A 25,219-nucleotide genomic window follows, 5' to 3' on the forward strand; every position below is an offset into this window, starting at 1 on the left:
CCCTCCTCAGTCGGCGGCGGTGTGGGGCGGGATGATCGGCGCCGCGGCGGCCGGCATCTTGGCCCGGCCGACGGTCGGGCGGCGCAGCCGCGGGGCGATGTATTGCTGGTAGAGCCCGGCCAGCCCGTTGGGGAACATCATCACCACGCCGATGAACAGGGCGCCCATGGCGAACAGCCACAGCTCCGGGAAGCTCTCCGACAGCATGGTCTTGGCCCAGTTGACCAGCAGCGTGCCGTAGACCGCGCCCAGCAGCGACAGCCGGCCGCCGACCGCGCAGTAGATGACCATCTCGATCGACGGCACGATGCCGACGAAGGACGGCGACATGAAGCCGACCTGCAGCGTGAACATCGCGCCGCCCACCGCCGACAGCGCCGCGGCGAAGCAGAAGACGAAGATCTTGAAGTTGGCGACGTCGTAGCCGGAGAAGCGGACCCGGTCCTCCTTGTCGCGCAGCGCCACCAGGATGCGCCCGAGCTTGGAGCGGCGGACAGTGAGGCAGAGCAGGATGCAGCCGATCAGCAGCGCCGCGTTGACGAAGTAGAGCACCAGCTTCGCCTCGTCGGTGCGGATGTCCCAGCCTTTCAGCGTGCGCAGGTCGGTGATGCCGTTGATGCCGCCGGTGTAGCCCTGCTGGCCGACGATCAGGATGGTCAGGATGGCGGCGAAGGCCTGGGTGATGATGGCGAAATAGACGCCGCCGACCCGCCGCTTGAACATCGCCAGCCCGACGATGAGGGCGAGCAGCGCCGGGACCGCCACCACCGCGACGATGGAGAAGGTCAGGCTGTGGAACGGCTCCCAGAACCAGGGCAGCGCCGTCAGCTGGTTCCAGTCCATGAAGTCGGGGATGCCGGGGGTGGACTGGATCTTGGTCGCCTCGGGGCTGGAGGCCTCCAGCTTCAGGAACATCGCCATGCAGTAGCCGCCGATGCCGAAGAAGATGCCCTGCCCCAGCGACAGGATGCCGGCGCTGCCCCAGCACAGCACGAGGCCGAGCGCCACGAAGGCATAGGTCAGGTACTTGCCGACCATGTTCAGCCGGAAGATGTCGAGCCCCAGCGGGAGGACGATCACCAGCAGGGCGGCCAGCAGCAGGATGCCGGCGACGTCGCCGTCGATGCGCCCGAGTAGGCCGTTTTGAGGGTTGCGCGTCATGGTGAAGGACTCCTCAGCGGCGGACTTTGAGGACGAACAGGCCCTGCGGGCGCAGCATCAGGATCACGACGACGGTCAGCAGCGTCAGCACCTTGGCGGTCGAGCCGCTGAGGAAGAACTCCATTGTCGACTGGGCCTGGCTGATGGTGAAGGCCGACGCGATGGTGCCGATCAGGCTCTGGGCGCCGCCGAACACCACCACCAGGAAGGTGTCGACGATGTAGAGCTGGCCCGAGGTCGGGCCGGTCGAGCCGACCATGGTGAAGGCGCTGCCCGCCACCCCGGCGATGCCGCAGCCGAGACCGAAGGTGTAGCGGTCGACCTTCTCGGTGTTGATGCCGACGGCGCCGGCCATCGTGCGGTTCTGCATCACCGCCCGCACGCCCTGGCCCCAGCGCGAGCGGAACATCACGGCGTAAATGACGGCGGTGATGGCCATGGTCAGGCCCATGACGAACAGGCCGTTGATCGGCACCTCGATGGTGTCGGTGACGGCGACCGAGCCCATCAGCCAGTCCGGCAGGACCACGCCGACCTCGCGCGCGCCGAAGACCGAGCGGAAGACCTGCTGGAGGATCAGGCTCAGCCCCCAGGTCGCCAGCAGCGTGTCGAGCGGTCGGCGGTAGAGGAAGCGGATCATCCCCCACTCCACCAGCATCCCCAGCGCCCCGCTGGCGACGAAGGCCAGGATCATGGCGATGAAGAAATAGGCCGGGAACAGCGCCGGCACGGTGCTGGAGATGACGTTGGAGCAGAGATAGGTCACGTAGGCGCCGAGGATCATGAACTCCCCGTGCGCCATGTTGATGACGCCCATCTGCCCGAAGATGATGGCGAGGCCCAGCGCCATCAGCACGAAAACGGAAAAGAGAATGAGCCCCGCGAATCCCTGCATGGCAAAGATCGACCCGAGCTCGGCCAGGCTGTAGCCCTCGAACATGATGGGAACTCCCGTGCGGTGATGCGGCGGAGTGCGAAGGCGGTTGCCCCCTCCCCGACCCTCCCCCTCTTCGAGGGAGAGGGGGGCCAACTGCGAAGCGGCGGCCGTCCCCTCTCCCGCGGCAGCGGGGGAGGGTTAGGGAGGGGGCAACCGAAGCCGACGCCCCCGCCCCTTACTGCCCGCCCCTTACTGGTAGCCCTTCGGGAACGGGTTCGGCTCGATGAGGTCCGCCGTCTCGTAGACGACGTCGAACTGGCCGTCGGGGCGGGCGCGGCCGACGCGGGTCTTGCTCCACAGGTGATGGTTGCCGTGGACGCGGACATAGCCTTCCGGCGCGCCGCTGAACTCGATTCCCTCCGACGCGACGGCGATCTTGTCGATGTCGAAGCTCTGGGCCTTCTCCACCGTCAGCTTCCACAGCCAGGGGCCGAGGTAGCCGGCCTGGGTCACGTCGCCGATGACGCTGTTGGCGCCCCACATCGCCTTGAAGGCGGCGACGAACTTCTCGTTGTTGGGATTCTGCAGCGACTGGAAGTACTTCATGCAGGCGTAGGCGCCGGCGATGTTCTCGCCGCCGATGCCGAGCATCTCGTCCTCGGTGACCGAGATGGTCATCAGCACCTGCTTGTTCAGGTCGATGCCCGCCGCCTTCATCTGCTTGTAGAAGGCGACGTTCGAGCCGCCGACCACCGAGGCGTAGATGACGTCCGGCTTGGTCAGCTTGATCTTGTTGATGACCGAGTTGAACTGGGTGTGGCCGAGCGGGAAATACTCCTCGCCCACCACCTTCTGGCCCTTCATCTCGATGTGCTTGCGGGCGATCTTGTTGGAGGTGCGCGGCCAGATGTAGTCGGAGCCGATGAGGAAGAAGCTCTTGGCGCCCTTCTCCTTGGTCACCCAGTCCAGCCCGGCGAGGATCTGCTGGGTCGCCTCCTGCCCGGTGTAGATGACGTTCTTCGACTGCTCCAGCCCCTCGTAGAAGGTCGGGTAGTAGAGCATGCCGTTGTACTGCTCGAACACCGGCAGCACCGCCTTGCGCGAGGCGGAGGTCCAGCAGCCGAACACCGCCGCCACCTTGTCCTCGACCAGCAGCTTGCGCGCCTTCTCGGCGAAGGTCGGCCAGTCGCTGGCCCCGTCCTCCTGGATCACCTCGATCTTGCGGCCGAGCACGCCGCCCATCTCGTTGATCTGGGCGATGGCCAGCTTTTCGGCCTGCACCGAGCCGGTCTCCGAGATCGCCATGGTGCCGGTGGTGGAATGCAGGATGCCGACCTTCACCGTGCTGTCGGTGACCGCCAGCTTCGTCGTGTTGACGGCGTCCGTCGGCAGCGCCTGGGCCAGCGCGCCGCGCGGCAGCAGCCCGACGGCCGGCAGCGCCGCCATGCCGAGGAGGAGCTTGCGGCGGAGCGGAGACGGCAGCCCGCCAACGGGCTTCCCCGCATCAAACTTGTCTGAGGACATAAAACCTCCTGATGTTCGCCGTTGTCGCCCTGCAACGGCGGCGCGCAAGCAGGCGCGGCCGTCGGACAGGCGGTGATTTTGGGGGGTGGGCGGAACGTTCCGCGTTAGGACAGCCCGATGGTTGGCCGAACAGTGCATCGCAGCAATACGTGGATTTGCGTATAGGGGCGCCGGCCGGCAAATCGTTATAAAATCGCGGGAGACTGGAACCGCCCGAGCGCCCGCAACCACTCGGAAGCGAGTGGAACAGTTGCCTCCACCCGCAAGAAACGACGCAATTCAACTCTGTTGTCTGGCCGATCTGTTCCTGACAGACTGGCGGGGACGAAGGATTTATTAGCGAAAATGCCCGGAAACAGGGCCAAGAAACAATCAGTGAGACAAACATATCCTCAGGAGGGTGAATGGGGCCGATGGCGGGGCGCCAGAGGGTGGTCGCGATCCGGCGGACCTACAACCGGTGGGTCGCCAACCAGACGCTGGAGGATTACGCGCTGCGCTTCACCGCGCGGAAGGCGCGGCGGTGGTCGCCGTTGCGCGTCGCCAACACCGCGCTCGGCTCGATCTCCTTCCTGGCGCTGGAGGCCATCGGCGGGGCGATCACGCTGAGCTATGGATTCACCAACGCGGCCCTCGCCATCCTGGCCGCCGCCGTCCTGATCTTCGCCAGCGCGCTGCCGATCAGCTACTACGCCAGCCGCTACGGCGTGGACATGGACCTGCTGACGCGCGGCGCCGGCTTCGGCTACATCGGCTCCACCATCACGTCGCTGATCTACGCCTCCTTCACCTTCATCTTCTTCGCCATCGAGGCGGCGATCATGGCGACGGCGCTGGAGATGGTCTTCGGCCTGCCGCTGGCCGCCGGCTACGTCGTCAGCTCGCTTCTGGTCATCCCGCTGGTGGCCTACGGCTTCACCGTCATCAGCCGCCTCCAGCTGTGGACCCAGCCGCTGTGGCTGGCGCTGCACGCCCTGCCCTTCCTGTTCATCGCCGTCCAGGATCGCGAGGCCTTCGACGCCTGGACCGGCTTCACCGGCCAAGCAGGCGACGCCGGCGGCACCTTCGACCTGATGCTGTTTGGTGCTGCGGCGTCGGTGGTGTTCTCGCTGCTGGCGCAGATCGGGGAGCAGGTGGATTTCATCCGCTTCCTGCCCTACGACCCCGCCGCCACCGGCGCCAAGCGGCTGCGCTGGTGGGCGGCGCTGATCGCCGCCGGGCCGGGCTGGATCGTCATCGGCACGATCAAGCTGCTGCTCGGCTCCTTCCTGGTGGTGCTGGCGCTGCAGAACGCCGTGCCGCTGGAGATGGCGGCGGAGCCGACGCGGATGTACCTCGTCGCCTTCCAGTACGTGACGCCGTCGCCGCAGGTCGCCCTCGGCCTGACCGGCCTGTTCGTCGTGCTGTCGCAGCTCAAGATCAACGTCACCAACACCTACGCCGGCTCCATCGCCTGGTCGAACTTCTTCTCGCGCCTGACCCACAGCCATCCCGGCCGGGTGGTGTGGGTGGTGTTCAACGTCGTCATCGGCCTGATGCTGATGGAACTCGGCATCTACAAGACGCTGGAGCCGGTGCTCGGGCTCTATTCCAGCGTCGCCGCCTCCTGGATCGGGGCGCTGGTCGCCGATCTGGTGGTGAACAAGCCGCTGGGCCTCAGCCCGCGCCACGTCGAGTTCAAGCGCGCCCACCTCTACGACATCAACCCGGTGGGCGTCGGCGCCATGCTGATGGCGACGGTGCTGTCGATGCTGGCTTTCCTCGACGCACTGGGGCCGACGCTGAAGGTCTGCGCGCCCTTCCTTGCCTTCGGCACTGCCTTCGCCGCCGCCCCGGCCATCGCCTGGGCGACGCGCGGCGGCACCTACATCGCGCGCCGCCCCTTCGACGACTGGAACGGTGCGGAGGTGGTCCGCTGCTGCATCTGCCAGCACGCCTTCGAGACGGAGGACATGGCCCACTGCCCGGTCTATGCCGGGGCGATCTGCTCGCTCTGCTGCTCGCTGGACGCCCGTTGCGGCGACGGCTGCAAGACCGACGCCCGGCTGGGCGTGCAGCTGCGCCGCGCGCTCGACGCCGTGCTGCCGCCGCGGGCCGCGACGGCGCTGAAGTCCCGGCTCGGCCATTATCTGGGCGTCCTGCTGATGCTGGCGCTGGCGGTCGGCGCGGTTCTGGCGCTGGTCTACGTCGAGGTCGCCTCGGTCAACGCCGAGGCGCAGGCGCTGATTGGCAGCACGCTGTGGAAGGTCTTCTTCATCCTGATGATCGTCGCTGGCGTCGCCACCTGGCTGTTCGTGCTGGCGCGCGAGAGTCGCAAGGTGGCCCAGGAGGAGACGCAGAAGCAGACCGCCCTGCTGATCCGGGAGATCGAGGCCCACGAGCGCACCGACGCTCAGCTCCAGAAGGCGAAGGAGGCGGCGGAGGCGGCCAACCTCGCCAAGAGCCGCTATCTGGTCGGCATCGGCCACGAGTTCCGCACGCCGCTGAGCGCCATCTTCGGCTACGCGCAGATCCTGGAGCGCGACCCCGCCATGCCGCCGCACCGGGTCGACGCCGTCCGCGTCATCCGGCGCAGCGCCGAGCATCTGGCCGGCCTGCTCGACGGGCTGCTCGACGTGTCGAAGATCGAAAGCGGCCGACTGCAGCTGAACCGCGGGGAGGTCCGCTTCGGCGACCTGCTCGACCAGCTCGTCGGCATGTTCCACCTGCAGGCGGAGGCCAAGGGCATCGCCTTCCGCTTCGACGCGCCGGAGGACCTGCCGCCGGTCGTCTTCACCGACGAGGGGCGCATCCGCCAGATCCTCATCAACCTGCTGTCCAACGCCATCAAATTCACAGACTCCGGCTCGGTCTGCCTGCGCGTGCGCCACCGCAGCCAGATCGCCGAGTTCGAGGTGGAGGACACCGGCCCCGGCATCGCCGAGGCCGACCGCGAGCGCATCTTCGAACCGTTCGAGCGCGGATCGGCCGCCAACCCGATGGTGCCCGGCATGGGCCTCGGCCTGACCATCACCAAGCTGCTGACCGAGGTGATGGGCGGCGAGATCACCGTGACCAGCACGCCCGGCAAGGGCAGCCTGTTCCGGGTGCGGCTGATGATGTCGGCGGCGATGCTGTCCGCCGCCGCAAGCCAGCCCGACCACCCGATCCGCGGCTATAGCGGGCCGCGCCTGACCGTGCTGGTCACCGACGACGACCTCGCCCACCGCAACCTGCTGGCCGATCTGCTGGCGGAGCTGGGCTTCACCGTGTTCAAGGCGACCGACGGGCCGACCTGCCTCGCCATGGCGGAGTTGCACCGGCCGGACATCCTCCTGCTCGACATCTCCATGCCCGGCATGAACGGGCTGGAGGTGGCGCGGCGGCTGCGCGCCGCCGGCCACAGCGACACCACCATCATTCTGGTGTCCGCCGACACGCGGGAGGACCGCGCCGGTCCCGGCCCCGACGGCGACCAGCCCCACGACGGCTTCGCCGCCAAGCCGGTGTCGATCCCGAAGCTGCTGGCCTGCATCGGCCGGCTGCGCGGCGTCGAGTGGGAGTACGAGGCGCCGACCGACACCGACGCCGGGTCGCCTGTCTTCGCCCCGTCGGAGCTGCCGCCGCAGCACCACATCGCCGAGCTGATCCATCTCGGCCGCATCGGCTACGTGCGCGGCATGCAGGCCAAGCTCGCCGAGATCGCCGCCGCCCATCCGGAGCTGGAACGCTTCGTCGGCCGCATGCGCACGCTCGTCAGCAATTACGACCTCAACCAGTATATGGCCGCGCTGGAGGCAGTGTACCGCGATGACAAGCCCCGCCATGACAACTCCCGCCATGACGAGTCCAGCCATGACGATGAAGCCCGTAACCAAACCGCGTGACGTCGTCCTGGTCGTCGACGATTCACCCGAAGCCCTAAGCTTCCTGACCGACGCGCTGGAGGAGGCCGGGGTGACCGTGCTGGTGGCGCTGGACGGCCGCAAGGCGCTGGCCCTGCTGGAGCAGGTGACCCCCGACGTGATCCTGATGGACGCGATCATGCCGGGGCTGGACGGTTTCGAAACCTGCCGGCAGCTCAAGCGCAGCAGCCAGGTCGCCCATGTCCCGGTGATCTTCATGACCGGGCTGACCGAGACGGAGCACATCCTGAAGGGCTTCGCCGCCGGCGGGGTCGATTACGTCACCAAGCCCATCGTCGCCGAGACCCTGATCGCCCGCATGTACGCCCACCTCGCCAACGCCCGCGTCGCCCAGAGCACGCGGGCGGCGCTGGACGTCACCGGCCGCACCCTGCTGGCCGCCAACCACCGCGGCGAGGTGCTGTGGTGCACGCCGCAGACCACCCGCATGCTGGAGGCCGCCTTCGGCACCGCCGCCGGGGGGGACGGCGTCTCCTTGCCGGAGGAGGCGCGGCGCTGGCTGGCCGACCGCCAGGCCGGCGGCCCCGGACGCAAGCCCGACAGCGTGCTAATCGCCACCGGCGCGGACGGCCGCCGCCTGCGCCTCAGCCCGGTCGGCCAGACCGGTCCTGACGAAATCCTCCTTCAACTGGCCGAGGAGTCCGGGGCCGGCGAGGACACCCAGCTCAAGAACAAGCTGTCCCTGACGCCGCGCGAGGCGGAGGTGCTGATGTGGGTCGCCAACGGCAAGCCCAACCGCGACATCGCCGAAATCCTCGGCCTCAGCCCGCGCACGGTCGACAAGCATCTGGAGCAGATCTACGCGAAGCTCGGCGTCGAGAATCGCGCCGCCGCCGCCGCGATGGCGGTGCGGGCGCTGAACGGCCGGTAGGAGGCCTCAGCCGGTCAGCCGGACATAGACGGCCGGCAGAATCTCGGGAAGCCGCTCCACCCGGTCGACCGGCAGCACGTTGCGCCGGCCGAAGATGCCGTGATGCGTTTGCGGATCGCCCCCCAGCGCCACGCAGACCACGTCGATGCCCCGCCCGGCCAGCTCCCGCACTGCCTTGCGGGCGTCCTCCACCAGATGGCGGAGATCGGGGCAGTCGATGTCGGACGGCTCACCGTCGGTGACCAGCAGCAGCAGGCGGCGCAGCGTCGGCTGAGCGGCGAGCGTCGTGCCGGCGTGGCGGATCGCCGCCCCCATCCGCGTCGACCAGCGCCCGTCCAGCCCGGCGAGGCGCCCGCGCGCCGCCGCGTCGTAGGGCTCGGCGAAGCGCTTGACCGGCAGCCAATGCACCGCCTCCCGCCCGTCGGAACGGAAGGCCGCCAGGGCGAAGCGGTCTCCGGCCGCGGCCAGCGCGCCGGCCAGCAGGTCGGCCGACCGGCGTTCGAGGTCCAGCACCGTGCCGTCCTCCACTGAGTCGTTGGTGGAGTGCGACGCGTCGAGCAGCAGCAGGACCGACAGGTCGCGGCCGTGGCGCCGCACCCGCCGGTAGACGCGCAGGTCCGGGACGTGGCCGTGGCGTCGGGCCGCGCTCGCCGCGACGCAAGCGTCGAGGTCGAGATCGTCCCCGTCCTTCTGTCGCCGCAACCGCACCGGCCGCCCCACCACCGCGTGGCGGACCAAGGCGCGGACCCGCTGGACGAGGCGGGGATCGGCGGGCGCGTCCAACGGCGGTCCATGCTCCGGAAGGGCCTCGATCACCTGGACGAAGTCGGGCCGGTGCAGGCCGATGCGGTGGTCCCATTCCGGGTAGCGCGCCACCGGCCGCAGAGCGGCGGTTTCGGCGACGGCGAGCGGGGCCGACGACGGTGACGCCTGCGGCGGTCCATTCCGGCGGGCCCCCTCGCCTTCCACAGGCTCCGGCCGAACCGCCTCCAGCGGGTCGTCGGCGTCGCGCGGCGGCTCCGGCGAGGTGTCGTAGAGCCAGAGACCTGCGTTGTCGTCGCGGTAGGCGGGGTCGACGCGGTGCCCCCGGGCATTGATGTGAACCCGCGTCTTGCCAAGGTCGCCGGCCAGATCGCCGCCGAGCCGCAAACTGAACTCCGGATCGTCCCAGCGCTCCGGCCGCTCGAAGAACCGGCGCTGCCCCTTGTCGATCCAGGCATTGCCGTCCCGGTAGCCGGGGTCGAACAGGGCGCGCGCCAGCCGTTCCAGCAAGTCCGCCGCCATCAGCGACGGCGAGGGTTCGACGCGATGGAACGGCGCCCACAGCCGCCGCAGGCCGGGCAGGCGCCGCATCGCCAGATGCTCGACCCGCGCGTCCTCGACCAGCGAGACGACGATGGTCAGCAGCGGCTTCAGCCCCTTGGCCGGCCAGGGGCGCGAGAACTTACGATGCGCCCCGACATGCGCCAGCGCCGCCCGGTAAAGATCCAGGGAGGGCCAGACCGCCGGCAGCCGGACGAGGTCGGCGTCGAAGCGGGGCCGCAGCGCCGCCGGGTCGCCCTCCCCGACCAGGGGCCGCAAGGGCGGATCGCTTCCCCACAGCGCCGCCCCGTAGGCCCTCAGCCGCCGCTCGACATCGGCCAGGGCGATGTCACCGTCCATAGCCGGTCAGAAGCAGGCGCCGACCGCCGCCGCCAGCGCGTCGCGCAGGTCGGGGTCGTCGGTCAGCGGCAGGACGATGGCCATGCGGCAGGCGGCCTCGGGCGCCACGCCGCGGGCGATCAACCGGCCGGCGTGAATGAGCATGCGGGTCGAGGCGCCCTCCTCCAACCCGCGGCCGCGCAGGTTGCGGCTGCGTTCCGCCACCGCCACCACGCGCCGGGCCATCGCCGGTTCGATCCCGGCCTCGTGCGCGACGATCTCGGCCTCGATGGCGGCCGCCGGATAGCCGAACTCCAGCGCGGCGAAGCGCTGCTTGGTGGATTCCTTCAAATCCTTCGCCACGCTCTGGTAGCCGGGATTGTAGGCGACGACGAACTGGAAGTCGGGGTGGGCGGTCAGCAGTTCGTTGCGCTTGTCGAGCGGCAGCGCCCGCCGGTCGTCGGTCAGGGGATGGATGACGACCGTGGTGTCGGCCCGCGCCTCGACGACCTCGTCGAGGTAGCAGATGGCGCCGTGGCGCACCGCCAGGGTCAGCGGCCCGTCCTGCCACACCGTCCCCTCCGCCTCCAGCAGGTAACGGCCGACGAGGTCGGAGGCGGTCAGGTCCTCGTTGCAGGCCACGGTGACGAGCGGGCGGCCGAGCCGCCACGCCATGTGCTCGACGAAGCGGGTCTTGCCGCAGCCGGTCGGCCCCTTCAGCATCACCGGCAAGCGGTCGGCGTGCGCCGCCTCGAACAGGGCGATCTCGTCGCCGGCCGAGCGATAGTAGGGTTCCCGCACGATCCGGTAGCTGTGGAGCGCCATGCCGTCCGCCTTTCGCAAAGCGCTTGCCGGGGCTCAGCGGTGCGCCGGTTCGTCCGCCGGGATGCCGTCGATCGGGCATTCGGGCGTTCCGACCGTCGGGCGGGTGAAGGATTCGACCATGGCCCGCGTGCCCTCGGGATCGCTCACCCACTGGCGATAGAAGTCGTAGGGGCAGGCCGCCTCCCCTTTCACCCCGTCGTGGCTGTTGATCATGCCGGTGTAGCCGCGGTGGACCAGCTTGAAGAGGTGGTTTTCCGACTGGCCGTGCTTGCGGAAGTCGCGGATCAGCGACTTGGAGAGCTGGGCGTACTGGATGCCGTACTCCTCCTCGCCGCATTCGCCCAGTGTGCGGCCGTCGAAGCCGACGATGGCGGAATGGCCGAAGTAGGAATAGACGCCGTCGAAGCCGGCGGCGTTGGCCACCGCGACGTAGGTGTTGTTGGCCCAGGCCATCGCCTTGGCCATCAGCACCTGCTGGTCCTTGGCCGGGTACATGTAGCCCTGGCAGCGGACGATCAGCTCCGCCCCCTTCATCGCGCAGTCGCGCCAGATCTCCGGATAATTGCCGTCGTCGCAGATGATCAGGCTGATTTTCAGCCCCTTCGGCCCGTCCGACACATAGGTGCAGGTGCCGGGGTACCAGCCCTCGATCGGCACCCAGGGCATGATCTTGCGGTATCTCTGCACGATCTCGCCCCGGTCGTTCATCAGGATGAGCGTGTTGTAGGGCGCCTTGTGCGGATGCTCCTCGTGCCGCTCGCCGGTGAGTGAGAAAACGCCCCACACCTTCGCCTTGCGGCAGGCGGCGGCGAAGATATCCGTCTCGTCACCGGGGATGGTCGCGGCGGTCTCGTACATCTCCTTGGAATCGTACATGATTCCGTGGGTGGAATATTCGGGGAAGATCACGAGGTCGAGGCCGGGCAGACCGGTCTTCATGCCGATCAGCATGTCGGCGATCTTCTGCGCGTTCGCCAGCACCTCCGCCTTGGTGTGAAGGCGCGGCATCTTGTAATTGACGACGGCGACGCCGACGGTGTCGTTGCTGCTGGTGATATCGCCGTGGATCATCTCAATCTCCCTTGCGTGACGGGGGCACGGGGCGGCGCGCGCGGGAAGCGGGCTGAGCATCCGGCTTCCGCATTGTTTTCGCACGCTTTCTTGTCCCAACCGATCATCGGGGAGCGGCGGATGGACGGGAATACGCGATTCCCCGTATGGCCGGCGCGGCGCGCGGGCGGAAACGGTGCGATGCCGCTCCGGGGGCAACCTATACGCAGGTATGGATGGCGCGCCCTGGCCAAGCTGTTGAAATGGAACGCCCGCGACGGACGTGCTTGAGGAGGCGGGCCCCGGTTGGAGTGCGATGTCGTGTTGAGCGTTCCCACCATCTGTGTCGTCGACGACGACGAAGGCGTCCGCGAGAGCCTCGGCAATTTCCTGCGCTCGGCCGGCATGCGGGTCCGCAGCTTCGCCACGGCGGAAGCGTTCCTCGCCTACGTGGGGGACGCCGACTGCCTCGTCACCGACCTGAACCTCAAGGGCATGGATGGATTCAGCCTGCAGATGGTGCTGCTGCAATTGGGCCGCCGCCCGCCCGTGATCGTGATGACCGCCTTTGCGACGCCGGCGGTGCGCAGCCGCTCGCTGGCGCTGGGGGCCTGTGCCTTCATGACCAAGCCGCTCGACCCGGAAACCCTGCTCCTCCTCATCGAGGACGCCCTCTCGACACGCCAGGGGACTCCCGAACCATGACCGGAACGGTGCCGCAGGGCGGCACACCCATCCGGAGGTACGACCTCGACGGCTTTGCCGCCGGGGAGCGGACGGGCTACCATGCCGCGGCCGGCCGCGCGCTGCGGCGGCGCGGGGACGTGACGGAGGAACCCATGGGGGATCGCACCATCGTCGACGGCGGCAGGTCCACGGACGCCGCCCCCACTCCGGCCATCCCCACCCAGGAAGGCCCCGCCCTGGTCTGCATCATCGACGACGACGCCGACGTGCGCTGCGCGATGGAGAGCCTTCTGCGCTCCGCCGACTATCGGGTTCTGGCCTTCGCCGCTCCGGAGGCGTTTCTGGCCTGCGCGGAGGCGGCGGACGCCGCCTGCCTGCTGCTGGACGTTTATCTCGACGGCGCCGACGGGTTGGAGGTGCAGCAGGCGCTGCACGACCGGTCCATCGCCGTGCCGGTGGTGCTGATGACCGGCCAGGGCGACATCCCGATGACGGTGCGCGGCATGAAGGCGGGCGCCGTCGATTTCCTGACCAAGCCCTTCGCCGAGCAGGACGTGCTGCAGGCGGTCGGCGAAGCGGTGGCGCTGGACGGCCGCCGCCGATCCGCGCGCGGCGAGGACGACGCGGTGCGCACCCTCTACGCCACCCTGACCCCGCGGGAACGCGACGTGATGGGGCTGGTCACCGCCGGGCTGATGAACAAGCAGGTGGCGGCCAAGCTGGCTTTGAGCGAGGTCACGGTGAAGATCCACCGCGGCAACCTGATGCGCAAGATGCACGCCCAATCGCTGGCCGACCTCGTGCGGATGGCCGAGACCCTGGGCGCCCGCGAGCGCACCGTCACCCGCTACGGCGCGACGGGCTGAGGTCCCTCGCCGCCGATGCCACCGGCGGGGAGGGCGCTGCCGCCGGCAGGGCAAAGCACGGCGTGGCGCCCGGCGCGCCGTTGGCTGCCCACAGCCGGCCGCCATGCTCCTCCACCATCGTCTGGCCGATCGACAAGCCCAGCCCCATCCCCTCCTCCTTGGTCGAGAAGAAGGGCTCGAACATCCGCGCCAGCACCGCCTCCGGAGTGCCCGGAGCGGTGTCGGAGACGCTGAAGGTCACCGCCGCCGCGCCTCATCGAGCGCATGTTCGGACGCCTCAAGGATTTCCGGCGCATCGCCACCCGTTACGACTGCTCCGCCACCAACTTCATGGCCGTCGTCCAGATCGTGGCAACCGTGGCCTACTGGCTATGAGTCCGGACCCTAGCGTCTTAAAAGTGGCGCCTGCCGACACTTTTCTGACACGGAAAAATGCCGAAACCAGCCTATAATTCAACGCATAAGCAAATTTTCCGCACGCTTCTCCGGAGGGAGGGACCCCCGGAGAAGCGCTCTCAAACATTACCACTGATCGCGGTCTATGCGTTCCACCGGAAGCCCAGCCGCCTTCCACGAGTCTATACCGCCCCGGTACCAGCCGACGTTGGCGTAGCCGAGGCGCTGGGCACGCAGCGCAGCATTGTAGGACAGCCAGCACTCCGAACTCAGGCAATAGAAAACCACCGGCTTGGTTTTGTCGCCGCCAGTCAGTTCATCCAAGCGCTTCGCCATGCGCGCTTGGGTCGCGTCGTCGAAGCCGGCGCCCTGTCCTGCGCCGCTCAGCCACACGGAGCCGGGCAGCGCGTTAACCCAGGCGCCGGTCAGCACATTGATCAAGATCGGCTTGCTATTGCCCTGGAGCGATTGGGCAAGGGCATGGGTAGCGACCACCTTGGCACCGGGCAAGATGACCGGAGTCGGCGCATGATAACTGCCCTTGCGAATGACATCCTGAGGTGCAACCCCCCAGTCCTTATCCTCGGCGCTGAAAGGACGCGCTTCAGGCTGCGACGACAGCTGGGGCACTGGTTGATTAGAGGTGCTCGAAGCTTGGCAAGCAGCAAGAAAAAGTGACGATGCAGCGATAACAAATGCAAGCCTTCGCATAATCACAGAGGCTCCTCTTCCTGAGAACCAGCAAAACATCATTGTTTTGAGTTGCACTCTTAGCTTGACGCCTTGGTCAGCGCGAGATCGGCACGGCCACGGCCGGTGATGACCTGCCCCTCCATCGCACCCGGCTTCGACATCGAGTGCGCCTCAACTCGACCGGACGCTGCATCGAAGAGGATGCTGTAGCCGCTATTCGTGACTTCAATGTCGATGTCGGTCGGACGCCCGCGCCCGTTTGAACGCTCGCTGGCGGTGTAGCCCTTCGCCTTGAGGGTGCTGTTACTCGATCCCTTGGTCACGCTCTCGATGGCAAGAGTGATCTTCACGCCACCAGTGCCAGCCCCGCTTGCGCTGCCGTTCCAGATACCGGCGAGTTCTTTGGCGACGTTGGCCAAGCGCGGATCACCGGAGGCAACCGATGGATCGATGGTCGTACGGAAGTCAGAGCCGATGATTTTCGTCTCACCGTCCGCCCCGGACGTGGTCTGGCAGGCCGACAGCGCGGCAGCGGCGAGCAACAGGCCGATGGCGCTGAAACGACCCAAACCGTTCAAGGTACGCATTTATGTAAAATCCTGTTCTTCTAACCGACATTATCACTCGGAAAGCGGAATCTGCAATTTGGAGGCGCGACAGTCAAGCCAAATACATTATTGAATAGTTCTTGATCTTATTACTCAGCCTTGGATATTTCCGAGGTTCCGATATGCGCCACAACAAAATCTGGAGTCCGCGGGCGAACACCAACTGCGTGTTCCAGAACGCCTTTGAGAACGATACCAGTATTCGGATCATACCAAAGCAGATAGCGGCCGTGGGTGCGCCGAAGCAGCATTTTGTAAGCACGCTCGATAACATAGGTATCGAACGTACCCGCTGGTGTTGTCAGGCGTTCAGAGCGCAGAACTGTAATCGTCTCCTCGATTTCCGTTGAAAACTTTTTATCGATGTCGTCATCCCCGGTGAGGATCAGATCATGATCCGCTACGGCTTGCTTGTTAACTTCCAGGGGCCATAGCTTCGCCATGGCTTGCCGGAACCTCTCGGCGCGCGGTTGGTCCGTGCGGGACATGCTGTAGATGCGAGTTTCGGTTGTTGTGCCTACAGCGTACACGCACGTATCATCATGCCGATCCAGGGCGGTGGCGGTGCGGCCATCTTGGAATGTGATGGTCGTACCCTTGGCCGGGCAGCGAAAGGCGGCTGGCGCCAAGCTCACAGGCTCTCCGGGGGGGACCGTTGGTTTTGTGGCCGCGGTCTGGCAGGCCGACAGGGCGACAGCCAACAGGGGGACCGCAGCAAAGCGATTCAAGCCACGCATCGAGCACATTTCCCAAAAATCCTTTTTATATGAATTCCGCAGTTTGGCTGGCAGATTCGGCATTAAGCGATGCCATACGCCGAACAATGAAAATGCATAAGATCACACAGATTCCTTAGCCATCTATGTTGAATACACACAAAAATATCCTTTACTGTTATTCCTATCGGGTGGATTCCCATGAACCGCAACACTCAGATTTCAACAAACCTGTCGATGCAAGGCTGCACTCAACCTCCCTCTTCCGTTGCGTCGCGCAGCCTCCCCTCAATGTACTGGACCATCACCGAAAATGCTGTATTTGGCGCAGCTTCCGTTGCCAGGTCCACGAGAAACTCGTCGTGTCGTTTTTTCCGCTTGCCCGCGTGGCGCTGATCGGGGTTCCGTCGGCCATTCGATGAACGACTTCTTTATGAAGGCTTCCTCGACGAGATCGCCGACGCCGGCGGCCGGGACCCCTTTGCCCTGCGGATGGATGGCGCTTCTGAAGGACAAGCCGCGCCACCGCAATCTGCTGGAGACCGTGGGGGCGATATCCGGCGGCTGGAAGCGCGGCCCCTGCGAGGTGAATGGGAGGCGGCGGGCGCGCGGCGTCTCCATGGCCTCGCCCTTCGGGTCGGAGACCGCGGCCATTGCCGAGGTGTCGGTCCGGGACGGCGAGACCCAGGTCCACAATGTCTGGGTGGCCCTCGACCCCGGCAGCATCGTCAACCCGGCCATCGTGACATCACAGGTGGAGTCCGCCGTGGCGCTGGGCCTGTCGGCCACCCTGTTCGAGGGATGGTCTACAAGGACGGGGGCCGCCGGTCGCACAATTTCGACGACTGTCCCATCCCGGCGCGCCGCTCGATGCCCGCGTGCGTGTCCAGATCGTGGAGAGCGGCACCCCGATGGGCGGTGTCGGCGAACGCAGCCTGCCCGGCGTGCCGCCGGCGGTGGTGAACGCGGTGGCGGCTCCGACCAGCCAACGCATCCGCAGCCTTCCGCTGGCGAAAAACCGGATCGGGGTCTGAGGCTGGTCCGTCGGCGTGAGTGTTTGGAAACGTGGTTTTCATGACATTCACGCCGCCTCCTGCTTGTCCGAGACTTCGGACATTCGCCGATCCCCGCCGCCTGTCGATCGGCCGGGCGCCAGCGCTCCCATCGTCGGGGGCGCTCACCCCCGATGGTCCGCGCCGTCCGGGATGGACCTGCAACGGGACTCCTCCATGGCCTTCCTCAACGTTCCATCTAGGGCGCCCCTCTATCGGCTGGCCCTCGGGTCCTTCGCCGTCGGGACCGAGAGCGTCATGATCGCGGCGATCCTGCCGGACATCGCCGCCGACCTGTCGGTCAGCGAGTGGGGGGCTGCCTGCTGGAGTTCGCCCCGGCGGAGTGACGCCGCGCGCACGGAAAAGGGCCGCCCGGCGACACCCCGGCGGCCCTTTCCGCGTCCGCTCCGGTCAGACCGGGATCGGATTCTCGGCGATGTAGCTGTTGAATCCCATCACCAGAGCGTGCTCGTTCGGGCCGGCGTTGTCGCGCATGGGACGGGCGCTTTCGACGATGGCCTCCTCCGCGTCGGTGGCCAGCGCGGCCATCGTCTGTTCGATGAAGGCGTCCAGCGGCATGGCGCGGGGGTCGTCGCCTTTCCTGATCAGGTCGGTGTTGACCCAGGGCGGCGCGATTTCCTGCACGGTGACGCTGGTGTCGCGCAGCATGAAGCGCTGGGACAGCGTGTAGCTGTGCAGCGCGGCCTTGCTGGCCGAATAGACCGCCGTGCTGGCCAGCGGCGTGAAGGCGAGCACCGAGGTGTTGTTGACGATCACCGCCCGCGGCTGCGCCTTCAGATGCTCGATCAGCGCCGAGGTCATGCGGATCGGGCCGAGGAGGTTGGTGGCGAGGATCGCCTGCGCCTGTGCGTCGTCCATGGGGCCGGAGGCGTCGTCGAACGGCATGATGCCGGCGTTGTTGATCAGCACGTTCAACGTCGGGTTCTCGGCGATCAGCCGCTCGGCCGCGGCCTTGATGCTGGCTGGGTCGGCGATGTCCAGCTCGACGGCCGTCATGCCGGGGTTGGCGGCGGTCACCTCATCGAGAAGGCCTTTGCGCCGGCCAGCGATGATGACCTGATTGCCCAACTTGTGGAAGGCCTCGGCCAGCCCGCGGCCGATGCCGGAGGTTGCGCCGGTGATGACGATGGTGTTGCCGGTGAGTTGCATGGTTCCGTGTCCGTCCGCTTGGAAAATGGGCGAGCGGGCGCGTTTAGGGAAGGCGAAGCATTCCCAGGAAAAACGCCGTCTCTGTTGATGGAAAGGGCTACCGCAGCCGAATCTTCGCGGGAGCCATATCCAGGTGTTAGGAAAGGAGCGACGCCTGTCGGGCGTTCACTCCAGCGCCGACAGGCGGCCGCTCTCCACCGCGCGGCGGACCACCTGGGGCGGCTGGCCGTAGGCGCGCAGGAAGGCGCGGCGCATGCGCTCGCGGTCGGCGAAGCCGGTCTCGCGGGCGATGATGTCCATGGAGTGGCGCCCTTCCTCCATCATGACGCGCGCCGCCTCCAGCCGCAGATGCTCGACGGCCTTGGCCGGGGTCTGGCCGGTCTCCTGGCGGAACAGGCGGCTGAACTGGCGCGGGCTGAGAGTCGCCGCCTCCGCCAGTTCCTCGACAGACAACTCGTTCTTAAGGTTCTCTTTGGCGTAGACCAGCACCCGCCGGACCCGGTCGGAGCGCGGCTCCAGATCCAGCAGGGCGAAGAATTGCGACTGCCCGCCGGGACGGCGCAGGTAGACCACCAGCTTGCGCGCCACCTGCTTGGCGACCTCGGCTCCGAAATCGTCCTCGACCAGCGCCATGGCGAGATCGATGCCGGCGGTCATCCCGGCGGAGGTCCAGACGGAGCCGTCAACGCTGAAGATCCGGTCCTCCTCCACCTTCACCTTGGGATAGAGGCGCTGGAGCTTGCGGGCGTGGTTCCAATGGGTGGTGGCGCGGCGCCCGTCGAGCAGGCCGGCCTCGGCCAGCACATAGGCGCCGGTGCAGATGCCGGCGATCCGCCGCGAGGTGGCGGCGGCGTCGCGCAGATAGCTGAGCAGGCCGGGTGTGGAGGGTTTGACCCGCAGCGACCCGATGGTGATGGTCGTGTCGTGGAAGCCGTCACCGAACGGGTCGGTGTCGATGGCGAAGCCCAGCGAGTTGCGCACCGGCCCTCCCCGCTCCGACAGCACATGGACCCGGTAGGCCGGGCGGTCGAGCACGAGATTGGCCATCTCGAAGGCCGACAGCGCGGCCATGCCCATCACCTGGAAATCGTCGAACACCACGAATCCGATGGTGAGCATGTCCCTCTCCGCCTCGCCGCCCTGTCCCGTTCCGACGCCGCAGGCCCTGACCTTTAACCGCCGGGTGCTTGCGCGCCGGGCACAGAGTATGCGGTGGCGCGATTGGCTGGAATGTCAAAGACACCACGATTCCAGCCATGCCCGTGGAACGGGCCGTCTGGTTTTGCCTGGATCGGTGGCCGGAATCGCGCCGCTCCCCCGGCCGGACGGCCGGGTGGGACCCCATACTCAGCCGTTGATCGCTGGTTGCGGAATGGCTGCCTCAGACCCACCCTCCGCGAAATGGCAGGCGACGTGATGGCCCGGCGACAACGCCCGCATGGCCGGTGACTCGCGCCGGCAGACGTCGGCGGCGATCGGGCAGCGGGTGTGGAAACGACAGCCCGGCGGCAGATCGTAGGGGCTGGGCGTGTCGCCGGTCAAACCCGGCCCGGCGGGAGCGGACGGACCGTCGATGCGCGGGGCGGCGTCGAGCAGGGCACGGGTGTAGGGATGGGCGGGCCGGCGCCACAGGCTGTCGCGGCCGCCCAGTTCGACGATCCGGCCGAGATACATCACCGCCACGCGATCGGAGACATACTCCACCACCGACAGGTCATGGCCGATGAACAGGAAGCTGACGCCCAGCGTCCGCTGGAGGTCGGTCAGCAGATTGAGGATCTGCGCCTGGACCGAAACGTCGAGCGCCGAGACGGGCTCGTCCAGAACCACGACCTTCGGCTCCAGCGCCAGCGCGCGAGCGATGCCGATGCGCTGGCGCTGGCCGCCGGAGAACTCGTGCGGCCGACGCTGCGCCGCCCCGGGCGGCAGCCCCACCTTGCCCAGCAGGTCGGCGACGCGCGCGCGCCGCTCGGCCCGGGTGCCGATGCCGTGGATATCCAGCGGCTCGGCCAGCAGGTCGCCGACCGTCCAGCGCGGATCGAGCGAGGCCGCCGGGTCCTGCAACACCATCTGGAGGTCGCGCCGCGCCGCGCGCATCCGCCGCCGCGAGGCGTGGGTGATGTCCGTGTCCCCCAACCGGATGGCGCCGGCGCTGGGGTCGAGCAGCCGGACCACCGCCCGCGCCAGCGTCGATTTCCCGCAGCCGGATTCGCCGACGATGCCCAGCGTCTCGCCGGGCGCCAGTTCGAAGGACACGTCGTCCAGCGCGTGGACCACGCCGCGCGCCGTCCGATACTCGACGGACAGCCCGCTCACCCGCAGCACCGGGGTGGCGGCGACGGGGGCGGAAACCGCGGGCGTGGCGAGGGCGGCGTCAGGGGGCATGGGTCTCTCCCGCATGATGGCAGGCGACAAGGCCGCTTCCGGCCCGCCGCGGCGGCGGAACGGCCTGGACACAGCGTTCGTCGGCCAGCGGACAGCGCGGAGCGAAGGCGCAGCCGGGGGGCATCGCCGCCAGCGCCGGCACGGTTCCGGGAATTTCGGCCAGACGCTCCCGCACCGCGCCGGCCGCTCCGGCCCCGGCTCTCGGCTGCGCCGCGATCAGGCCGCGGGTGTAGGGGTGGAGCGGATCGGCGAAGAGGTCGCGGGTGTCCCGCTCCTCCACCTTGCGACCGGCGTACATCACCAGAACGCGGTCGACATAGCGCGACACCACGCCGAGGTCGTGGGTGATGAAGACCACGGCGGTGCCCTGCTCCCGCCGCAGCTCGTCGATCAGGCCGAGGATCTGCGCCTGGATGGTGACGTCGAGCGCGGTCGTCGGCTCGTCGGCGACCAGCACGGCCGGGGCGCCGGCCAGCGCCATGGCGATCATCACCCGCTGGCGCATGCCGCCCGACAGGCGGTGCGGGTATTCGGCGAAGCGGCGCTCCGGATCGGGAATGCGCACCCGTTCCAGAAGCGCCAGAGTCCGCTCGCGCGCCGCCTTTCGGCTGACCGGCTCGTGTTCGAGGATCGCCTCCATGATCTGCTCACCCACGGTCAGCACCGGGTTGAGCGCGGTCATAGGCTCCTGGAAGATCATCGCGATGCGGGCGCCGCGCACGCGCCGCAGCGCCGCCTCGTCGAGCGCCAGCAGGTCGCGGCCCTCCAGCCGCACCGTGCCCCCGGTCACCCGGCCGGGCGGCGGGATGAGGCCAAGCAGGGCCAGCGCGGTCAGCGACTTGCCGCAGCCGCTCTCGCCGACGATGGCGAGCATCTCGCCGCTCCCGACCGAGAAGGACAGATCGCGCACCGCCGGCAGCAGGCCGCGGCGGGTCTGGAAGCCGATCGACAGGCCATCGACGGCCAGCACCGGTTCCTTCGGCACGTCGTGGCTCATCGCCGTTCCCCCTTGCCGCTCAGCACGTCGTTCAGCCCGTCGCCCAGCAGGTTCAGCGCCAGCACGGCGATGACGATGGCCACGCCGGGAATGGCGGCGACGTGCGGATCGGTGCGGATCGTCTCGCGCCCCGCCCCGACCATGCCGCCCCAGCTGACGACGTTGGGATCGCCGAGGCCGAGGAAGGACAGCGAGGATTCGGTGAGGATGGCGGTCGCCACCAGGATGGAGGCCGACACGATCACCGGCGCCAGCGCGTTCGGCAGGATGTGCCGGACAATGATCCGGGCGTCGGACGCGCCGAGGATGATCGAGGCCTGGGCCAGCTCGCTGTTGCGCAGCCGCAGCACCTCCGCCCGCACCAGCCGCGCCAGCCCCGACCAGGAGGTGATGCCAATGGCCGCGGTGATGGTGGCGATGGACGGCTGCAGGATGGCGACCAGGGCCAGCGTGAACAGGAAGGGCGGAATGGTCTGGAACAGCTCGGTCACCCGCATCAGCGCCCGGTCGATCCTCCCGCCGTAATAGCCGGCGAGCGAGCCGATGCCGATGCCGATCACCAGCGACACCAGGGCCGCCACCCCGCCGATCAACAGCGAGACGCGGGCACCGTGGAAGATGCCCGACGCCAGATCCCGGCCCATCATGTCGGTGCCGAGGGGAAACGCGGCGTCCTCGCCCGGGCGCAGCAGCGGCATCCCCGCCATGTCCAGCGGGTCGCCGGTGAAGGCGATGTCGGCGAAGGCCGCCATGGCGAGGATGCCGGCCAGCAGGATCAGCCCCAGCAGCGCCGACGGACGGCGCAGCAGCCGCCCGACGGTGGTGTCGCGGAAATCCGCCCGCGCCGGCGGGAGGGAAGCGGTCTCGGGAAGAGCCATCGGTCAGTTGAGTTCAATGCGAGGGTCGAGCAGCGTGTAGACGAGATCGACCGCGATGTTGACGAGGACCACGACCACCGACGAGCAGAAGAGGATGCCGAGCAGCAGATTGAGGTCGCGCTGAAAGAGCGCCGCGAAGGCCAGCCGGCCCAGCCCCGGCCAGGAGAACACCGTCTCCACCAGAACCGCCCCGCCGAGGATGGAGCCGAGCTGCACGCCGAGCGTGGTGACGATCGGCAGCAGGGCGTTGCGCAGCACGTGGCGCCAGGCGATGCGGCGGGGCCGCACCCCCTTGGCCCGCGCGGTGCGGACGAAGTCCTGGCCGTAGACCTCCAGCATCGCCGCCCGCATCAGCCGGGCGTATATGGCGAGGTAGAACAGCCCGAGCGTCACCGCCGGCAGCACCAGATGCAGCGCCACGTCGCCGACCAGGGCAAGGCCGCTGAGGTTGGCCTCGACGCTGGTCATTCCGCCGACCGGCAGCCAGTCCAGGATGACGGAGAAGACGACGATCAGCATGATGCCGACCCAGAAGACCGGGGTGGCGTAGAACAGCAGCGCCACGATGGAGATCACCGTGTCGGTCAGCTTCCCCGCCTGCCGGGCGGCGAGGAAGCCCAGCGAGCAGCCGGCGACCAGCGCGAAGCCGATGGCCGTTCCCATCAGCAGCAGCGTCGCCGGAAGGCGCTGCAGGATCAGCTCCGACACCGGCAGCGACTGGCGGAAGGAATAGCCGAGGTCGAAGGTCACCAGATTGCCGAGATAGCGCAGGAACTGGACGTGGAGTGGCTGGTCGAGCCCGAACTGCCGCCGCAGCGCCTCCATATACTCCGGCGTCGCCGCCCCGGACTCCCCCGCCAGCACCTGGGCCGCGTCGCCGGGCGCCAGATGCAGCAGGAAGAAGTTGATCAGCGCGATGCCCAGGAGGACGAAGACCACCTGGGCGGCGCTGCGCCTGAGATAGGTCAGCACGGCGCGTCAGTTCCCCTTCGGGGCGTCGACGAAGCGGGCGTTCTTCAGCGAGGAGTAGACCTGATCGCCCTGCTCGACGATGCCCTGGAGGTCGGCCGAATAGACCGAGAAGAAGTTCAGCTCCAGCAGCGGCAGCGAGGGCACATCGCCTAGGACGATGTCCTGGAACTCGTTGAACTGGGCGACGCGCGTGGCCGGATCGCCCTCGACGCCGGCCGCCTGGATCAGCGCGTCGGCCTTGGCGTTGCGGTAGCCCGACCCGTTGGTCCAGGGCGTGCCGGTGCCGAGCCAGCCCGACCAGAAGGCGCGCACCACACCGATCTGCGGATCGGGGAAGGCGTTGTTGTAGGAGATGGCGAAGTCGAAATCACGGTCGACATAGACGCGCTTGATGAAGGCGGCGCTGTCCTGCGAGCGGATGGTCACCTCGATGCCGACGCGCTTCAGCGCCTGCTTGAGGAACTCGCCGGTGCGGCGGTAATCGTCGCCGTAGGGCAGGAAGTCATGGGTCAGCGTGAAGCGCACGCCGTTGGCGTCGCGCTTGAGGCCGGCCTCGTCCAGCAGCGCCTCGGCCTTCTTCACGTCGAAGGGATACTGCGGCAGCTTGGCGTTGTGGAAGGTGACGAGCGACGACGGCACCGGGCTGATCGCCGGCTTGGCGTAGCCGAACCAGACGATCTTCGCCAGGGCGGCGCGGTCGATGGCGTGGGCGATGGCCCGGCGCACCCGGACGTCCTTGAGATACTGGTTCTCGATGTTGAAATCGAGGTAGAGCAGCGGCGACAGCCATTCGTAGCCGCGGGTGTCGACCTTCAGGCGCGGCATCTTGGCCAGCCGCTCGGCGTCGCGGAAGGGCACCGGGTTGTAGGGGGCGTACTGGATCTCCCCCTTTTCGATCGCCGCGGCGCGGGCGGCCGCGTCGGGGATCATGCGGAACAGCAGCCGGTCGAGGTGCGGCTTGCCGGCCTCCCAATAATCCGGGTTGCGGGTCAGCTCGACGAACTCGCCGCGCTTCCACTCCTTGAAGACGAAGGGGCCGGTGCCGACCGGCTTGTTGTTGTACGGGTTGTTGAGGACGTCGGTGCCCTCGTAGAGGTGCTTGGGCAGGATCGGGGCGCCGACGCCGTTCAGCACCGACAGGATCGGCAGCGACGGCTTGGACAGGCGCAGGATGACGGTGGCGTCGTCCGGGGTGTCGACCTGGGTGACGTTCTCGAACAGCGACTTGTTGCGCGGGTGGATGGTTTTCCAGACATTCTCCAGCGACCATTTCACGTCGGCGGCGGAGAAGGGCTTCCCGTCATGCCATTTCACACCGCTGCGCAGGTGGAACGTGATGGTCAACCCGTCGGGCGCCACCTCCCAGCGTTCGGCCAGGGCCGGTTTCGGCTTCAGCTCGAAGTCGTAGGTGACCAGGCCGTCGAAGATGTTGCCGGCAACCACCTGGGTCGGCTGCGCCATGTTGGTCGAGGGCGTGAGGGTCACCGGCTCCGGCTGCAGGATGATGCTGAGCGTGCCGCCCTGGCGCGCCTCCTGCGCCGCGGCGCTTTCCAGCGAGCCCGGAAGCACGCCGACCACCACCGCGGCCGTCATCATCGCCGCCGCGGCCACCACCAGCCTCCGGCGAATCCCCGTTCCGACCTGCCGATCCCGTCCCATCATTCTGCTCTCCGGCGCGAACTGTGTAAGGCGGCCGATTAAGCCCAGCGACCGTCTGGAGGTCAATACGATTTCACATAAAAGCATCTCTGGTATGCCACAAAAATTAACTGTTATATTAGTAAATACTTAACGCGAAAATCCCCCCGGATCGGCGCGGTCGGCGGACCATGCGCGGGAATGGCTCGGCGCGCAGAGGGCGGCGCCGGTTGCCGACCAGGGCACACGCGTCCGCCAACCCGCCCTGGAATGATGCTTTTGCACACGTTGCGCCAAGCGCGAGCGC

At 67.8% G+C, this 25,219-nt stretch carries 21 protein-coding genes and 2 pseudogenes; 6 read left to right on the plus strand and 17 right to left on the minus strand.

Features of this window, described 5'->3' with window-relative positions; all coding sequences use genetic code 11:
- Positions 1-6: 6 nt before the first annotated feature.
- From urtC to urtA, 3 genes are all read right to left on the minus strand, one after another.
- Complete coding sequence (urtC, locus tag ABVN73_RS18005) at positions 7-1,161, minus strand: urea ABC transporter permease subunit UrtC (RefSeq protein WP_353859647.1); 1,155 nt, start codon at positions 1,159-1,161, stop codon at positions 7-9.
- Between the two features lie 13 nt (positions 1,162-1,174).
- Positions 1,175-2,101, minus strand: a complete 927-nt coding sequence (urtB, locus tag ABVN73_RS18010) for an urea ABC transporter permease subunit UrtB (protein WP_353859648.1) — start codon at positions 2,099-2,101, stop codon at positions 1,175-1,177.
- 186 nt (positions 2,102-2,287) lie between these two features.
- Positions 2,288-3,562, minus strand: coding sequence for an urea ABC transporter substrate-binding protein (urtA, locus tag ABVN73_RS18015; RefSeq protein WP_200478470.1), 1,275 nt, complete (start codon positions 3,560-3,562; stop codon positions 2,288-2,290).
- Positions 3,563-3,975: 413 nt separating this feature from the next.
- Between urtA and ABVN73_RS18020 the strand changes: the two genes are divergently transcribed.
- Positions 3,976-7,428: an ATP-binding protein gene (locus ABVN73_RS18020; RefSeq protein WP_353859649.1), complete on the plus strand. Its 3,453-nt coding sequence runs from the start codon at positions 3,976-3,978 to the stop codon at positions 7,426-7,428.
- Positions 7,403-8,338 (plus strand): response regulator transcription factor, encoded by a 936-nt coding sequence (locus ABVN73_RS18025; RefSeq protein ID WP_353860821.1) that lies wholly within the window; start codon positions 7,403-7,405, stop codon positions 8,336-8,338. The genes ABVN73_RS18020 and ABVN73_RS18025 overlap by 26 nt, the downstream gene beginning before the upstream one ends.
- A gap of 6 nt (positions 8,339-8,344) precedes the next feature.
- On the opposite strand, the gene ABVN73_RS18030 is transcribed toward ABVN73_RS18025, so the two are convergent.
- From ABVN73_RS18030 to ABVN73_RS18040, 3 genes are read right to left on the minus strand one after another with little or no spacing between them, the layout of a single operon-like run.
- Positions 8,345-10,000 (minus strand): hypothetical protein, encoded by a 1,656-nt coding sequence (locus ABVN73_RS18030; protein WP_353859650.1) that lies wholly within the window; start codon positions 9,998-10,000, stop codon positions 8,345-8,347.
- A 6-nt stretch (positions 10,001-10,006) separates the two neighbouring features.
- Positions 10,007-10,804, minus strand: a complete 798-nt coding sequence (locus ABVN73_RS18035; protein ID WP_353859651.1) for a CbbQ/NirQ/NorQ/GpvN family protein — start codon at positions 10,802-10,804, stop codon at positions 10,007-10,009.
- Positions 10,805-10,837: 33 nt separating this feature from the next.
- Positions 10,838-11,875 carry an aliphatic amidase gene (locus ABVN73_RS18040; RefSeq protein WP_353859652.1) on the minus strand — a complete coding sequence of 346 codons (1,038 nt, stop codon included), beginning with the start codon at positions 11,873-11,875 and terminating at the stop codon, positions 10,838-10,840.
- Between the two features lie 300 nt (positions 11,876-12,175).
- On the opposite strand from ABVN73_RS18040, the gene ABVN73_RS18045 reads away from it, so the two are divergent.
- Together ABVN73_RS18045 and ABVN73_RS18050 are read left to right on the plus strand one after the other, a co-directional pair.
- A complete protein-coding gene (locus ABVN73_RS18045) occupies positions 12,176-12,559 on the plus strand; it encodes a response regulator (RefSeq protein ID WP_353859653.1) in 384 nt (127 codons plus the stop codon).
- Positions 12,556-13,407, plus strand: a complete 852-nt coding sequence (locus ABVN73_RS18050) for a response regulator (protein ID WP_353859654.1) — start codon at positions 12,556-12,558, stop codon at positions 13,405-13,407. The genes ABVN73_RS18045 and ABVN73_RS18050 overlap by 4 nt, the downstream gene beginning before the upstream one ends.
- Here ABVN73_RS18050 and ABVN73_RS18055 read toward each other — a convergent pair.
- Positions 13,382-13,648: an ATP-binding protein gene (locus ABVN73_RS18055; RefSeq protein ID WP_353859655.1), complete on the minus strand. Its 267-nt coding sequence runs from the start codon at positions 13,646-13,648 to the stop codon at positions 13,382-13,384. The two genes, ABVN73_RS18050 and ABVN73_RS18055, sit on opposite strands and share 26 nt — an antisense overlap.
- A 14-nt stretch (positions 13,649-13,662) precedes the next feature.
- Here ABVN73_RS18055 and ABVN73_RS18060 point away from each other — a divergent pair.
- Positions 13,663-13,782, plus strand: a pseudogene (locus ABVN73_RS18060) (IS5/IS1182 family transposase); the annotation flags it as partial.
- A gap of 147 nt (positions 13,783-13,929) precedes the next feature.
- Here the strand turns inward: ABVN73_RS18060 and ABVN73_RS18065 are convergent.
- From ABVN73_RS18065 to ABVN73_RS18075, 3 genes are all read right to left on the minus strand, one after another.
- Positions 13,930-14,433 (minus strand): rhodanese-like domain-containing protein, encoded by a 504-nt coding sequence (locus ABVN73_RS18065; protein WP_353859656.1) that lies wholly within the window; start codon positions 14,431-14,433, stop codon positions 13,930-13,932.
- Positions 14,434-14,573: 140 nt separating this feature from the next.
- A complete protein-coding gene (locus ABVN73_RS18070) occupies positions 14,574-15,083 on the minus strand; it encodes a hypothetical protein (protein ID WP_353859657.1) in 510 nt (169 codons plus the stop codon).
- Between the two features lie 110 nt (positions 15,084-15,193).
- Entirely contained in the window at positions 15,194-15,733 is a 540-nt protein-coding gene (locus ABVN73_RS18075) for a hypothetical protein (protein ID WP_353859658.1), read from the minus strand.
- Positions 15,734-16,223: 490 nt separating this feature from the next.
- Here ABVN73_RS18075 and ABVN73_RS18080 point away from each other — a divergent pair.
- Positions 16,224-16,854, plus strand: a pseudogene (locus ABVN73_RS18080) (molybdopterin cofactor-binding domain-containing protein); the annotation flags it as partial.
- A 429-nt stretch (positions 16,855-17,283) separates the two neighbouring features.
- Here ABVN73_RS18080 and ABVN73_RS18085 read toward each other — a convergent pair.
- The 7 genes from ABVN73_RS18085 to ABVN73_RS18115 all read right to left on the minus strand — a co-directional run bounded on the left by ABVN73_RS18085 (position 17,284) and on the right by ABVN73_RS18115 (position 24,936).
- Positions 17,284-18,042, minus strand: a complete 759-nt coding sequence (locus ABVN73_RS18085; protein ID WP_353859659.1) for an SDR family NAD(P)-dependent oxidoreductase — start codon at positions 18,040-18,042, stop codon at positions 17,284-17,286.
- A gap of 165 nt (positions 18,043-18,207) precedes the next feature.
- Positions 18,208-19,161 carry a GlxA family transcriptional regulator gene (locus ABVN73_RS18090; RefSeq protein WP_353859660.1) on the minus strand — a complete coding sequence of 318 codons (954 nt, stop codon included), beginning with the start codon at positions 19,159-19,161 and terminating at the stop codon, positions 18,208-18,210.
- A gap of 228 nt (positions 19,162-19,389) precedes the next feature.
- The gene (locus tag ABVN73_RS18095) at positions 19,390-20,427 is read right to left on the minus strand and encodes an oligopeptide/dipeptide ABC transporter ATP-binding protein (protein ID WP_353859661.1); all 1,038 of its coding nucleotides are present in this window, start codon (positions 20,425-20,427) and stop codon (positions 19,390-19,392) included.
- Positions 20,417-21,424 carry an ABC transporter ATP-binding protein gene (locus ABVN73_RS18100; protein WP_353859662.1) on the minus strand — a complete coding sequence of 336 codons (1,008 nt, stop codon included), beginning with the start codon at positions 21,422-21,424 and terminating at the stop codon, positions 20,417-20,419. Before ABVN73_RS18100 ends, ABVN73_RS18095 begins: the two co-directional genes overlap by 11 nt.
- Positions 21,421-22,302, minus strand: coding sequence for an ABC transporter permease (locus tag ABVN73_RS18105; protein ID WP_353859663.1), 882 nt, complete (start codon positions 22,300-22,302; stop codon positions 21,421-21,423). The genes ABVN73_RS18100 and ABVN73_RS18105 overlap by 4 nt, the downstream gene beginning before the upstream one ends.
- Positions 22,303-22,305: 3 nt before the next feature.
- Positions 22,306-23,274, minus strand: a complete 969-nt coding sequence (locus ABVN73_RS18110; protein ID WP_353859664.1) for an ABC transporter permease — start codon at positions 23,272-23,274, stop codon at positions 22,306-22,308.
- Between the two features lie 6 nt (positions 23,275-23,280).
- On the minus strand, positions 23,281-24,936 hold the full coding sequence (locus tag ABVN73_RS18115; RefSeq protein WP_353859665.1) for an ABC transporter substrate-binding protein: 1,656 nt from the start codon (positions 24,934-24,936) through the stop codon (positions 23,281-23,283).
- Positions 24,937-25,219: the final 283 nt, after the last annotated feature.

This window comes from Azospirillum formosense (genome assembly GCF_040500525.1).
Lineage (GTDB): Bacteria > Pseudomonadota > Alphaproteobacteria > Azospirillales > Azospirillaceae > Azospirillum > Azospirillum formosense_A.

What these genes read in the sequence shown, in the direction of transcription:
- ABVN73_RS18105 (WP_353859663.1), bottom strand. Translation starts at nt 22,302, where the DNA reads ATGGCTCTTCCCGAGACCGCTTCCCTCCCGCCGGCGCGGGCGGATTTC.
- ABVN73_RS18040 (WP_353859652.1), bottom strand. Translation starts at nt 11,875, where the DNA reads ATGATCCACGGCGATATCACCAGCAGCAACGACACCGTCGGCGTCGCC.
- urtB (WP_353859648.1), bottom strand. Translation starts at nt 2,101, where the DNA reads ATGTTCGAGGGCTACAGCCTGGCCGAGCTCGGGTCGATCTTTGCCATG.
- ABVN73_RS18070 (WP_353859657.1), bottom strand. Translation starts at nt 15,083, where the DNA reads ATGCGTACCTTGAACGGTTTGGGTCGTTTCAGCGCCATCGGCCTGTTG.
- ABVN73_RS18095 (WP_353859661.1), bottom strand. Translation starts at nt 20,427, where the DNA reads ATGCCCCCTGACGCCGCCCTCGCCACGCCCGCGGTTTCCGCCCCCGTC.
- ABVN73_RS18025 (WP_353860821.1), top strand. Translation starts at nt 7,403, where the DNA reads ATGAAGCCCGTAACCAAACCGCGTGACGTCGTCCTGGTCGTCGACGAT.
- ABVN73_RS18090 (WP_353859660.1), bottom strand. Translation starts at nt 19,161, where the DNA reads ATGCTCACCATCGGATTCGTGGTGTTCGACGATTTCCAGGTGATGGGC.
- urtA (WP_200478470.1), bottom strand. Translation starts at nt 3,562, where the DNA reads ATGTCCTCAGACAAGTTTGATGCGGGGAAGCCCGTTGGCGGGCTGCCG.
- ABVN73_RS18085 (WP_353859659.1), bottom strand. Translation starts at nt 18,042, where the DNA reads ATGCAACTCACCGGCAACACCATCGTCATCACCGGCGCAACCTCCGGC.
- ABVN73_RS18035 (WP_353859651.1), bottom strand. Translation starts at nt 10,804, where the DNA reads ATGGCGCTCCACAGCTACCGGATCGTGCGGGAACCCTACTATCGCTCG.
- ABVN73_RS18115 (WP_353859665.1), bottom strand. Translation starts at nt 24,936, where the DNA reads ATGATGGGACGGGATCGGCAGGTCGGAACGGGGATTCGCCGGAGGCTG.
- ABVN73_RS18030 (WP_353859650.1), bottom strand. Translation starts at nt 10,000, where the DNA reads ATGGACGGTGACATCGCCCTGGCCGATGTCGAGCGGCGGCTGAGGGCC.
- ABVN73_RS18050 (WP_353859654.1), top strand. Translation starts at nt 12,556, where the DNA reads ATGACCGGAACGGTGCCGCAGGGCGGCACACCCATCCGGAGGTACGAC.
- urtC (WP_353859647.1), bottom strand. Translation starts at nt 1,161, where the DNA reads ATGACGCGCAACCCTCAAAACGGCCTACTCGGGCGCATCGACGGCGAC.
- ABVN73_RS18100 (WP_353859662.1), bottom strand. Translation starts at nt 21,424, where the DNA reads ATGAGCCACGACGTGCCGAAGGAACCGGTGCTGGCCGTCGATGGCCTG.
- ABVN73_RS18020 (WP_353859649.1), top strand. Translation starts at nt 3,976, where the DNA reads ATGGCGGGGCGCCAGAGGGTGGTCGCGATCCGGCGGACCTACAACCGG.